The organism is Paenibacillus sp. FW104-T2 (assembly GCF_058789975.1).
The window spans coordinates 134,865-147,734 of record NZ_JBYTCE010000002.1 but is presented as its reverse complement, the minus strand read 5'-3'; the positions used below and the strand labels follow the sequence as shown (position 1 = coordinate 147,734).

The window sequence follows — 12,870 nt, the reverse complement described above, 5'->3', positions numbered from 1 at the left end:
GTTACAGTTCAATCACTTGATGTTGACCCCGGAATTCACGTCCGCTCTCAATGAGCTCCTGAATCCACTTGGTTCCATAACGGTTCAAGTAGTAGAGCGCATTGTGCACTCGTTCCTGTGGTTTGTTCATAGGAAAGAGCGAGTTCTGTATGCCGTTCCAATGTCTGAGGCCAACCTCATGTTTATCCGCGATCGCCTTCTGTGTTTGCTTTTGCAGATATTGCATCTGTTCGTTAATCTTTTTCAGATTCGTATCACCGATCCGATCCAGTCCAGCGTGAATTTGCGCAAGTTGATCAAGCAATGGACGATAAAGCTCAGCAAAGGATTGCTGGACTTGCTCAAATTGCTCCTCGACCTGGAACGTTTCCTGTCCTGCGAGCCACTTCTCTCTTTTTTCTTCCATATGATATTGCACATCTTGGAAAGAGAGCTGGTACTGATTCATGTGCTTGTGATGGACATCCTCCAAAATGGTGAAGGACAACCTCGGCAGCAAGATGGGCATTTGCAGATCGAACTGGCGGAATGCGGTTCTGGTCAGTCCCCAGTATGCAATCTCACCTTGTCCCAATATCACCGCAGCTACAGGCAGCACGGAATCCTGCATTAACGGGCGGGTGAGTACATTATTACTGAATCGCTCGGGATGTTCCCTCAGCTCCTGAAGCAATCGTTCTTCTGTAAACGACACTAGCCCTTTTCGATCCGTGTACAAACCATCCTTCAGGAACAGGAGCAACCGGGTTTCATCATGGATATAAAACAAATTTGCTCCGTCTTCAGCGACTTCTGCCGGCATTGGATAGCCCGCTTCCTGTACCTTCGAAGCACCCTGCAAATAAGCTTCACGCAATGTACCATTCTCGCGAATCAATCGTTCGAATACAGGGCGTTCCAGTTCTCTTAATCCGGAATCCGCAGCATCCATTAGGACCAGTCCAGTACTGCCAAACAATGCCGACACCATTCTCGCAAAGGCATCACTAAGATTCGAGCTGGACTGATGGATCGAGACGAGCATCTCCATTAATCCTGGTTTATGTACAGTATCCGGCAGAAGATGCTCCACCTGCTCGATTACGTTCATCCATTGTTCCGTCTCAATCGTGACCCCGCTCACCGAATTTCGGCCATCGAACCGCCCATGCAGCTTGACCTTGGTCATTTCGCCCTTGTGACCGGGCAAATATGTGTGATTCACTTCGTCCCAGTCATGGTCTTCACCAGCGATCCAAAATACGGGAACGACCGGACGCTGGAGCTTGGCTTCAGCTTCACGGGCAGCTGCAACGACACTCGCAGCTTTGTAGATGACAAATAACGGCCCTGTCAACAAGCCGCTCTGCTGCCCACCAGTAACTACAAACGTACCTTTCTCGGCCAAACGTGCAATAGAATGATGTACAGCTTCGTGATCATTCAAACGTTTGTTATATATACGTAAATACTCTACCAGGTTCTCGCGATCCACACGTGTGTTCTCCGATTGATCCAGCCACTCGGCACGCGCGTGAAGTCCGGACTCCCAGTGTATGTCATACTCATAAAGGCCCCGCGCAGCATCACGTGAGCAGATATAATCTTCTGCAAGTTGTGTTCCGCTGCGGAGTGCCTCGGTAATACCTTTCATGAGGTCTGCCTCCTATTCTGCTTCAAAGAGCCTTTCTTGATTGTACCGAACTACAGGCCACTTCGTCAAAAGAAAGTCGCCTAAAAAATCAAAAAACCGCCGAACAAGCCGGCGGTTTAATAACATCAATAAGTCCAAACGGAATATAATTCCTTAAACGTATGGTTCGGAAACCCAGTGACCTTTGGAAATTTCAATCAATTGAGCATTCTCCAGGTTATACGGATCGTTTACAGGACCAGTTGCTCCATTTTGGATTGGTCCAGACTGTTCGTCCGGCAGCAAAATGCGGCGTTTGTTTGCTTCCACTTCCGGATCAGGTACAGGAATAGCAGATAGCAATGTTTTGGTGTAAGGGTGAACAGGGTTAGAGTAAAGCTCTTCACTCTCTGCCAGCTCAACCACTTTACCCATATACATAACAGCAACGCGGTCACTGATATGCTTAACCATCGACAAGTCATGCGCAATGAAGAGGTAAGTCAGACCAAGACGCTGTTGAAGCTCTTCGAGCAACTTAACCACTTGAGCTTGGATGGATACATCAAGTGCTGACAATGGCTCGTCACAGATGATGAATTTAGGATCCACTGCAAGCGCACGGGCAATACCGATACGTTGTCTTTGACCACCGGAGAATTCATGCGGATAACGAAGCGCGTGGCTTGGATTCAAGCCTACGAGATCCAGCAACTCCTCTACACGTTTCTTCCGCTCTTTACCGCTGGAAGCCAGCCCATGGATATCCAGTGATTCTCCGATAATATCCATAACGTTGAAACGTGGATTCAGTGATGCATATGGATCCTGGAAGATCATCTGCATGTCTTTACGCATTTCTTTCATTTTGCGTGGAGACAGCTTATAGATATCCGTTCCGTTAAAGTTCACATTTCCGCCCGTTGGCTCATAAAGACGAAGAATCGTGCGTCCAGTTGTGGATTTACCACATCCGGATTCACCTACAACCCCTAGGGTTTCGCCTTCAAAAATATCAAAGCTGACATCATTAACCGCTTTGAGAATGTTTCCTTTACCCAAATTGAAGTACTGTTTCAAGTTCTTTACTTCAACTAGCGGCTTGTTGGCACCTTTGATAATACCAACTGGAGTCGGTTTTTCTTTCTTAGGCTCGTCCAAACGAGGCAAGGCGTTCAACAATTTGATCGTATATGGATGCTTAGGATTGCTGAAAATTTCAGCTGTCGTTCCCGTTTCCACAACTTCGCCTTCCTTCATAACGACAACCCGATCACACATACCGGCTACAACACCAAGGTCATGGGTAATAAGCATGATGGAAGTTCCCAGCTTTTGCTGCATATCCTTCATAACGTCCAGGATTTGTGCCTGAATCGTTACGTCGAGTGCAGTTGTCGGCTCATCCGCAATCAGAAGGGATGGACGGCATGCCAGGGCAATAGCGATCATTGCACGCTGACGCATACCACCGGAAAATTGGTGTGGATAGTGATTCATGCGGATTGCCGCATTTTTGATACCCACGAGCTCCAACATTTCCAGAGCGCGTTTCTCCGCTTCTTTTTTGGACATGTTTTGGTGTTTGCGAAGCACTTCGGTAATTTGTTTACCGACTTTAATTGTAGGATTCAATGAAGTCATTGGATCCTGGAAGATCATCCCGATATCTTTACCGCGAATAGCTTCCATTTGTTTATCTGTTTTTCCAAGCAGGCTCTGCCCGTGAAAAGTAATCTCTCCACTTTTGACCTTCGAAGGCGGGGAGGGAATCAACTTCATGATGGTTTGGGCGGTAACACTCTTACCACTACCGGATTCACCAACAATCCCCAGCGTCTCTCCTTTGCCAAGTTCAAAACTCACATTTTTAACGGCATCAAATTCACCAGAACGTGTTGTAAATGACACGCTTAGGTCTTTGACTGTTAAGATTGGCTCCATAATCCCACCTCCTATTTCTATTTACGTAATTTCGGATCGAGTGCGTCACGCAGACCGTCTCCGAGCAAGTTAAATGCAAGCATTGTAAGTACCATCAGACCTGCAGGGAACCACATCCGCCAAGGATACAGCGTCCAGCCTGTCAATGCGTCATTGATCATCGAACCCAGGGAAGATTTCGGTGCAGATACACCCAATCCGAGGAAGCTCAAGAACGCTTCAGCAAAGATGGCATTTGGAATAGATAGAGTCAGCGTTACGAGAATTGGTCCTACTGCATTCGGCAGCAAGTGGCGGAACAATTGACGTCCTGTGCTTGCGCCCATGGACCGCGCTGCAAGAATAAAGTCTCTGTTTTTCAATTGCATAATCTCACCACGTACAATCCAGGACATGCTGATCCAGCCTGTGATCGTAAGGGCAATGATGATTGTCGTAAGACTTGGTTCCAAAACAACGAGCAACAAGATTACAACGAGCATGTAAGGCAGGGAATAGAGAATCTCGGAGAACTTGTTCATGATACCATCAACACGTCCACCGTAGAAGCCCATAATCGCTCCGTAGATTACCCCGATGACAAGGTCAATCAAGGCAGCGGCCAGACCTACTGTAAGGGATACACGTGCACCTACCCAGGTTCTTACCCATACGTCACGACCGAGCTCGTCCGTTCCGAACCAGTGCTCCGCACTTGGCGCTGCATTGGCATTAAGCAAATCATTAGAATAATAATTATAACTTGTGAATAACGAAGTTGGACCAATCAAAGAGAAAATGACAACAAGAACCAGAATGCCCAAACTGATCATCGCGGCCTTGTTGGTTGCAAGTCTGTACATGGCGTCTTTCCATAACGATACACTTTCTTGCGATTTCACCGCTGCCTGACTATCCAGGGCAGTGTTCGCCGTTTCTTTATTGTTATTGTTCGTGCCAGACAACGTTATGCCCCCTTCCGGCTTTCCAGCTTAATTCTAGGATCAATCAGCACATATGCGATATCTGTAAGGAAACGTGCCAACATCAGGAGGATACCATAGAAAATCGTAATCCCCATGATCATTGTATAATCCCGGTTCGTAATACTCTCTACGAATACTTTACCAATTCCCCCGATGTTAAAGATTTGCTCAATAACGACGGAACCCGTGATGATGTTAGCTGTCATCGGACCTACATAAGTTACAACGGGAAGAATACCGTTACGAATAACGTGTTTAAACATGATTGCAGGCCATTTCAGACCTTTGGCTTTTGCTGTCTTGATGTAATCCGCGTGCAGTACTTCGAGCATGCTGGAACGCGTCAAACGTGCGATAAAGGCAATCGGGGATGCAGACAATGCCGCAACCGGAAGTACATAGTCAAGCGGTCCGTCGAATCCCATAACGTTAAACCAACCCAGTTTGAAGGCGAAAACGTATTGAAGCAGGGATGCGAGCAAGAAGCTCGGTACCGCGATACCAATTACCGCGAGGATCATCGTGACATCATCTATCAGCTTACGATGGTAAACCGCAGCGATAAGTCCTAGCAAAACCCCAACAACGACAGAGATCACAATAGCGAAGATCCCCAGTTTCAGAGATGCTGTAAACGTTTGAGTGATCATGTCGGTTACTTCTTGATTCAGATATTTCATCGAAACACCAAAATCACCTTTGAGAATTCCACCCATATACTTCAGGTATTGTTCATACATCGGTTTGTCCAGCCCATACTTCTCTTCCAGTAGTGCCCGAATTTCAGGCGATACTTTTTTCTCGGATGTAAAAGGGTCACCCGGAATGGCCTTCATCAGGAAGAAGGTTGCTGATGCGAGTATGAAAAGCGATAGCAGCATAAATAGCAATTTTTTCAGCACGTACTTAACCAACCCTTGCACACCTCCAAAAACAATATTTTGTATACAAATCGATTGTAGAATTAGACATGAATAAAGTCCAATCCATTTATCGGAAATTTCAAGAATTATAAGGAAAATCGGTGCACATACAAAAAAATCGGGATATATATGGAATTCCACATATATATCCCGAAGTAATCATATAGACTTCAGAACAACTTATTTCTCTTCCAGATATGCACGAGTGAAGTCAATTGCTCCACTGAAATCAAGTTGTACGCCTTTCAGGTAAGGCTTAGTCAAAGATACGTTAGTGTAGTAGTAAATCGGCATTACGCCCATTTCATCTTGAATCAGGATTTTCTCAGCATCAGCAAATGCAGCCATACGTGCAGCTGGATCAGCAGATTTTACAGTGTCTTTAACATCTTTGTCGTACTGTTCGTTGCTGAATTTGGAATCATTGTTTGTGTTTCCAGTAGTCCACATTTCCAAGAAGTTGTACGGATCGTTGTAGTCTGCAGACCAGCCTGCACGAGCTACTTGGAAGTTTTGGTTTTGACGGTTCTCAAGGAATACGCCCCACTCTTGGTTTTCCGTTTTCACGTCAACACCAAGGTTTTTCTTCCACATGTCAGCAACAGCAAGCGCGATTTTCGCGTGAGCATCACTAGTGTTGTAGATCAATGTAACAGCTGGCAAAGTTGTGTAGCCTTCTTCTTTCATACCTTCAGCAAGCAATTTTTTAGCTTCTTCAACATTTTCAGTGAAGTAGTCGTCTTTGTGCTCATCACGGAATTCGCCGTTTTCACCGCGGATACCTGGAGGTACAAAGCCGTAAGCTGGAACTTGTCCACCTTGTGTAACTTTGTCAACGATCAATTGACGCTCGATCGACATTGCGAAAGCTTTACGGATTTTAGCATTGTTAAATGGAGCTTCATTAACGTTGAACTGGTAGTAGTACGTACTTGCAATACCAGTCGCTTTGAATTCATCCGGCAATTCTGCTTTTACAGAAGGAATTTGGTCGGTTGGAATTTCACCGTTAGGTGCACCAGTGTAATCCAGTTGTCCGGACTTATAAGCTTGCAGCTCGGAAGCACTGCTGCTTGTCAGGGACATATTGATTTCAGACAATTTGATGTCAGAAGCTGCGTGGTAGCCTTCGTTTTTCTTAACTACGATTTTTTGACCTTTAGCGTATTGATCCATTACAAATGGTCCGTTAACGATCATGTTTTTGTAGTCTGTGAAGAATTTATCGTTTGTGTCAGCAGATTGGTGTACTGGGTAGTACGTGTAGAATGCTGTCAGACCCAAGAAGTAAGGTGTTGGGTTTTCCAACGTTACTTCGAGTGTGTGCTCATCAGTAGCTTTTACACCCACTTGGGAGAAATCTGTGATTTTAGTACCTTTGTATGTTTCGTCTTTGCTGAGGTTGTAACCTTCAGCGCCTTTGATGTAGTACAATTGGTATGCGTACGGGGAAGCCGTTTCCGGTTTCAATGCACGTTCCCAAGAACGAACGAAGTCTTCAGCAGTGATTGCATCACCGTTGCTCCATTTCGCATCCGGATTCAGGTTGAACACATATTTCAAACCATCTTCGGAAATTGTCCAGTCTTTTGCAACGCCTGGTGCTTCTTTACCATCAGCATCGATGCGTACAAGACCTTCATACAAGAATTTCAGAACAGTGTTGGTTTGGCTGTCTTTTGCCTGAGCCGGGTCCAACGTAGGAGGTTCAGCTGTCAGGTTAATTTTCAGCACTTGATCTTTTGCGAGACCGCTTTCCTCGCCTGCAGAGCCAGTTCCCGTGTTACTTGTTGTGCCTTCATTTTTCGATCCGCACGCTGCAAGTACGGTACCGAACGCCAGAATCAGCGTCAAAAGGACTAATAGACTTTTCCTTTTCATCTAACACTTTCCCCCTAAATTGATGTGGTTTATGTTTATAGATTATACAACCACCGGTCAAAAAAATCTACATTACTTTTTCAGAAAGTAATGTTTTTTTCAGTTTTCGACAAAATCGACACATTTTTTGGCCGTTTTGCGTTATGTAACCTTACATCTGTTTCATTAAGTATCTAAATAAGCCAAATATAGTAAACAAGACATACCCAAAACTCATCATTACAAAGGCCATGCGCCAAACGGCCCGGAACATTCGACCCCCATCGACCTTTCCTTTCAACCTATTTTGAGCCCCTCCAATCAATCCAAGTGCAATTAGTATGAGTATCATGGTTAAATAAAATCCAAAATTCGAATCAAATGTTAAGTTGAATAACGCCGAAACCGAGAAAATCAGAAAAACCGTGGTGACATCCATTGCGGTGCGAAGTGAAGCTCGTTTATCCTTTTTCCACCCATACATGACCCAGTACACAATAAGAAACGGAAAAAACGGTAGTATGCTCAGCACAATAAAAAAACCCATTAACTCACTCCTTCCGGCCTAATTCCTTCGATCAGATGAAGCATTAATTCATGCTGTGGAGCAGTCAACCTACACCGATGCGCCAGTTGTACCATTTGCCCACTGATGGATTCTACTTCGGTGCGCCGTCCTTGCATAACATCTGCGAGCATCGAGGATGTATTCGAAGCCGTCGATCGACAAACGGATAGAATTTCCTCCCACATGTCGGTACCCACCATAATATCGCTCGCCTTGTAAATGGCTAAAGCTTCATCATATAAACGACGCATGACCCTTAAGCGATAATCATTCTGAAGCAATTCTCCATTGGGTATTCTCCATATCGCGGTGAGTGGATTAATGACAGCATTGATCAGAAGCTTCCTGTATATCAGCTTATCGATTTGATTCGACGCTGTACAGTTAAATCCTGCCTGCCGCAATAGTGCCTCCAACCGAACTTCTTCCAGATTCTTTGAGGTGTCTTTCTCTATTTCTTTCGTATGTACATCTCTACCAAACCAGGTTTGTCCCTCACCAGCCCGTATGACCCCGTACTGCACCCTCTTGGCACCTTCTGTAGTTACTGCCCGGTATATGCTGGACAGCGGCAGGGCAGCTTGTATCTTCTCTATATGACCCATCCCGTTCTGGAAGCAGACAATGTTAATGTTATAATCTTTCATCGTCTCCATGATATGAATAACATCATCTATACTTGTCTGCTTAACCATGAGGAGAAGCCAATCACTAGGTTGATCATGCCAGTGAGCAGACCATTCGGTTATTGGATAGGCCTGAATATGTTGAGGAAGCAATTTAGTCTTCTTCCCTTGCTCTGTAATCGTTAGTCCGCGTACACGCAGTTCTTCCGCTTGTTCAGGCGTCCTTGTCCAAAACCGCACAGAATAACCTCCAGCCTGAAGCTTTCCTCCATATAAAAGACCAAGTGAGCCAGCTCCTACAATGTCGATCACCATGAGACATCCCTCTTCCACTCTCAATAATTACATCTATATATAATAGAACAAATAATTCAAACAAAAAACCCGTCTTACCTGCCGTTTGTAACGGAGATGTGACGGGCCTGATCAAATATCGTCATTCTTACAACTTGATCCGTTATTCAATTCGTTCCAGATTGCCGTTGGCATCCATTTTGAAACGAGTTTTTAGTTCCTCATCTTCTTCAGCCAGAAAAGCAAGCCTGCGTGCACGATCCATGATCTGAATCAATGCCTTGTAATCATCATTTACGACACGGTAATCGGTTTGTACTTCATTCACTTGTTTGGATAAACGGTCATTCTCACAACGAAGCTCATGGAGTTCATCTTCTTTTTCGCGAAGTTCCTTTTCGAGCATTTTGAGTTGACGCCCATTTTCCTGAACATTACCTTTCCACTGGCGCAAAAAGCGAATTACTGCATCAATGGATAAGGAGTCTTCTGAAACTCCATCGGCCTTGTACAGGTTTTCTTCCGTATCAAGCGTAGATAGAGCTGCAACCTGTGGTCCAAGCAAAGCTGGCTGTTTTCGGAGATAACTTCTCTTTTGACGCTGTGCCTTCGCATTGCTGATGGCAGACTCATACTTTTTACGCACACAGCTGTTCCAGCGAAAACCGCAAGCGGCAGATGTTCTGCCTATTTTTTCGCCCACTTCCTCGAAGGCCGCGAGTTGTGTGCTGCCTTCCCGAATATGCCGCAAAGTCACCTCAGCCAAGATCAAATCGTCCTCTGTACTCCAAGCATCCTGTCTCACTGCAGTCATGCTATAATACCCTCCTAACAACATCCTAAAATAACCGTCCTCATTACCGGTTTCCCGGTTTGTGAATTAGGTATAAAAGCTGCTTCATTCATTCTTATGCCTCTCATAGAGTTCATAGAATTGATTTCATACTAAAATGTATATCCATATTTGCGAGCACTCATACCTTACATATGGAAAAGGTGACCTATTTGCTCACGGATTCGATAAAAAAGAATTCGCTTTCATATCCAATTCTGTTTACACCTTTTTCCTTTCCCGGTATAATGTTGTGTAGACAATCTATGATCGTACATAGAGAGGAGGACTAACCGTGGCACGCATGTTTCGGGTACTCGGGTTCTTCACGCTAACGATTGGCCTGATGGCTTTTGCGGGAGATTTGGTCGAGATGGCTTTGCTTTTTTTCCTGCAGACTGCGTTTTTCGTCATTTTGGGGTATTTAAAATTCACCGAAAGAACGTACATATTGCTCTTCTGGGGTTATATGATCGTTACTTTCACAGGGTTCAGCTACTGGACTGTGTTCCAAATGGGGTTGCCGCTTTAATCCGCCAACAGCATCAAAGCGATTCGGCCATAAGCCGTTTCGCTTTTTTGTTTTTCCTTTATGGCTGTCTGATTAATGGGTTGTTTTGAGAGTTATGTAACCACTAAGGATATTTCAAGATTTCATTTCATATATTGTCTGGAAGACAGAAGCCTGTACAATGAATATTGTACTTGAAGGAAAGGAGAATGATACGGTGAACCGTCGATATAGCATTTGTGCCCTAATCCTATGCACACTACTATTTGGTCAACCTACATCGGCATATGCCTATGGTGAACCTTCACCTGAGGAAACACGTGAAATTTTGCAGAAGAGTCTGTCCATCGTGGAAATCGATCACGAAATTGAACGTATTGCCGTAAGGCAGAAGGAACTCAATCAACAGCAGGAAGAATTGAATGTTCAGCTCCAGGAACAGGAAGATCAAATACATATTCAGCAAGATCGGGCAGGCGCTGTAGTAAGGTCGTATTACACCGGAGAACGAGACAGCCTTCTCATGACGGTCCTGGGGGCAAGATCGTTCAAAGACTTGTTTATCTTATTTGACTACTACCAAATTATTATTGGCAGAGATCAGGCAGTGCTAAGCAAATATCAGGACCGTTATCGCAGCATGCAGGAAACTTCAACGAAAATAAGTCAGACCACGGCTGAGCTGGACGAACTAAAGACTAATTTGGTAAGACAGCGAGAGCGTGTGGTTGCATTGCAGAAGGAAGTAGACGGACAAGTTTCGGCAAGTGGGAACCCGGCAGCCATTCAGAAGTTAATGGAGGAATTGACCATTTATTGGGAAAATGTTGGCATTTATGAGGTCAAACGTTATTTCAGAGCACTAGCAACAGCCATGCAAAATCTCCCTCAGTTTATACAAGAACAGAATGGCGGAATTTCCACAACCGGAACAGCCTATACCATTCAGATTGGACAAGACGATCTGAATCAATTCCTGCGTGAACAGAACCCGATCTTCGAGGATTTTGCCTTTCAGTTTGACGAGGACCGAATTACAGCCTCCGGACAGCGTGATCAGTTACAGCTCAGTATTGAGGGTCATTATACGGTAGAAAATGAACCTCAGAATTCGATCCGTTTTCATGTAGATAAGCTTGTTTTCAACCAATTGGAACTACCTGATACGACAAGACGTATGCTTGAAAAGGAATTTGATCTTGGTTTCTACCCGCAGAAAATTCTGTCCTTCGTGAAAGCTACAGATGTATCGACAAGTAAAGGGGTACTTGAAGTTAAACTCGCCATATCATTTTGATGTTTGCTGCATTTTTGAAATGTCATTCACATACTGATTCGCAGAAATCTCTCCCTGAAGAAACTGTTGAACTTTCTTATTATATTGTAATACCAGCTCCGGGTTATCCATCACAGGGGTTTTAGATGTTTTGGACAAAAACCATTCCTGACCATTACCACTCATTATTTGCCCTTCGACTGAAAGCTTTTGGGACGCTGTGTTCAATTGCTGCTGTTGACCAGGCAAATGATGAGCTTGCTGGTACCAGTCTGATTGCACGGAATTGGAGGTCATGCCCTCAATCCATCGACTGGCCTGCTCTGCTTCATGTGAACCCGACGTAATTACGAAACTTCTGGATGTTACAGGTGCAAGGGGTTTAAACATAATCCGATTCGGTAGACGATCTTCAGTTGCCAGATCATTGTTCACCAGTTGGGAAAAAGGTGTCACCACCATTAACGCTTCTTCCTGCATGTCTTTATCAGCAAAATCCGGGTCGGTATTTTGAACATGTATATACGGCTGAACCCCGTTTAGTACCTGCAGCACCTGTTCATATCCTCCAGCTGTATGCGACTCTGTTTCCCTTCTTAACGCACTCGGAGCGACTCCAGACCCAAACTCATTTAACCAAGCATCTGCGGCATAAGCATCATCGATGTTGATCGCAAGTATCTTCTGGCTCTTATTCTCCATTTGATTAATAACCCTCGTCCACTCATCCAGGTTTTGTGGTAACCGTTCCAATCCTGCATCAGCAAGAGATTTGGACCGTGATGCGAGAACGTAAGGATCGAAATCAAATGGCATTCCCCATTGATAACCATTCCACTCTGTCTTCTCCCGTAATGGAGATACCGAGTCACCAAGCGCCTTCGACAATGTTGTTGCATTTAAAGGGTACAGATGCCCTCTTTTGTCGTAACCCTGAATTTCCTCACTATTAAGCAGGATTACATCCCCGCTGTCCCCTACAGCAAGCTCGTTATCCAGTACCTTCTTATATGTATCCGATGCCAGATTCCGTAGATTGATTTTCACCACCCGCGCGGCAGCAACTTGTTTTGCGATTGCAGAGAACACCTGAAACTCACTTTCAGACATCGAAACGACAATTTCAACCGGCGCCTGTTGATTCTCACTACGGGTTACAGTATTGGGAAAGGCATCATTCTCCTGATCTTGATCCTGGTTCTGTTGTACTCCTCTAAAATCAAAGCTTGGAGACAGGATCGTCAATGAAAGCAGCAGCACTGCAAATAAAACAACCTGATGTCTACGCTTCATTAACTCTCCTCCTCGCTCCCTATATTTTTCCTGTAAAATTTATTGTAACAAAAAAGTAGTACTCCTGTCCTATCCTGCCAAAAAACATATTTTTGAGATTTTGCATACTAAGAGAATACATAGGTCTGTGCAATAACTCTTTTTAAATATTTCAGCAAAAAAAAGA

The 12,870-nt window shown here is 44.6% G+C and carries 11 protein-coding genes; 2 read left to right on the top strand and 9 right to left on the bottom strand.

Translation table 11 applies throughout. The features are described 5' to 3' along the window. Nucleotide 1: 1 nt before the first annotated feature. The 8 genes from bshC to AC3WQ3_RS03385 all read right to left on the bottom strand — a co-directional run bounded on the left by bshC (nucleotide 2) and on the right by AC3WQ3_RS03385 (nucleotide 9,606). On the bottom strand, nucleotides 2-1,633 hold the full coding sequence (bshC, locus tag AC3WQ3_RS03420; protein WP_492471460.1) for a bacillithiol biosynthesis cysteine-adding enzyme BshC: 1,632 nt from the start codon (nucleotides 1,631-1,633) through the stop codon (nucleotides 2-4). A 153-nt stretch (nucleotides 1,634-1,786) separates the two neighbouring features. Further along, nucleotides 1,787-3,556 carry an ABC transporter ATP-binding protein gene (locus AC3WQ3_RS03415; protein ID WP_095289952.1) on the bottom strand — a complete coding sequence of 590 codons (1,770 nt, stop codon included), beginning with the start codon at nucleotides 3,554-3,556 and terminating at the stop codon, nucleotides 1,787-1,789. A gap of 17 nt (nucleotides 3,557-3,573) precedes the next feature. Beyond that, nucleotides 3,574-4,455 carry an ABC transporter permease gene (locus tag AC3WQ3_RS03410; protein ID WP_371859956.1) on the bottom strand — a complete coding sequence of 294 codons (882 nt, stop codon included), beginning with the start codon at nucleotides 4,453-4,455 and terminating at the stop codon, nucleotides 3,574-3,576. Nucleotides 4,456-4,502: 47 nt separating this feature from the next. Further along, on the bottom strand, nucleotides 4,503-5,435 hold the full coding sequence (locus AC3WQ3_RS03405; RefSeq protein WP_095289949.1) for an ABC transporter permease: 933 nt from the start codon (nucleotides 5,433-5,435) through the stop codon (nucleotides 4,503-4,505). 189 nt (nucleotides 5,436-5,624) lie between these two features. Next, nucleotides 5,625-7,325 (bottom strand): peptide ABC transporter substrate-binding protein, encoded by a 1,701-nt coding sequence (locus tag AC3WQ3_RS03400; protein ID WP_154895143.1) that lies wholly within the window; start codon nucleotides 7,323-7,325, stop codon nucleotides 5,625-5,627. 151 nt (nucleotides 7,326-7,476) lie between these two features. Beyond that, complete coding sequence (locus AC3WQ3_RS03395) at nucleotides 7,477-7,851, bottom strand: DUF3397 domain-containing protein (protein ID WP_154895142.1); 375 nt, start codon at nucleotides 7,849-7,851, stop codon at nucleotides 7,477-7,479. Continuing rightward, nucleotides 7,851-8,813, bottom strand: coding sequence for a 2-dehydropantoate 2-reductase (locus AC3WQ3_RS03390; protein ID WP_154895140.1), 963 nt, complete (start codon nucleotides 8,811-8,813; stop codon nucleotides 7,851-7,853). The genes AC3WQ3_RS03395 and AC3WQ3_RS03390 overlap by 1 nt, the downstream gene beginning before the upstream one ends. A gap of 142 nt (nucleotides 8,814-8,955) precedes the next feature. Then, the gene (locus AC3WQ3_RS03385) at nucleotides 8,956-9,606 is read right to left on the bottom strand and encodes an RsfA family transcriptional regulator (RefSeq protein ID WP_095359469.1); all 651 of its coding nucleotides are present in this window, start codon (nucleotides 9,604-9,606) and stop codon (nucleotides 8,956-8,958) included. A 313-nt stretch (nucleotides 9,607-9,919) separates the two neighbouring features. Between AC3WQ3_RS03385 and AC3WQ3_RS03380 the strand changes: the two genes are divergently transcribed. Then, complete coding sequence (locus tag AC3WQ3_RS03380; RefSeq protein ID WP_095289941.1) at nucleotides 9,920-10,156, top strand: DUF2626 domain-containing protein; 237 nt, start codon at nucleotides 9,920-9,922, stop codon at nucleotides 10,154-10,156. Between the two features lie 196 nt (nucleotides 10,157-10,352). Continuing rightward, entirely contained in the window at nucleotides 10,353-11,432 is a 1,080-nt protein-coding gene (locus AC3WQ3_RS03375; RefSeq protein ID WP_492471459.1) for a coiled-coil domain-containing protein, read from the top strand. On the opposite strand, the gene AC3WQ3_RS03370 is transcribed toward AC3WQ3_RS03375, so the two are convergent. Next, a complete protein-coding gene (locus AC3WQ3_RS03370) occupies nucleotides 11,424-12,704 on the bottom strand; it encodes an extracellular solute-binding protein (RefSeq protein WP_492471458.1) in 1,281 nt (426 codons plus the stop codon). The genes AC3WQ3_RS03375 and AC3WQ3_RS03370 overlap by 9 nt on opposite strands. Between the last annotated feature and the right edge of the window lie 166 nt (nucleotides 12,705-12,870).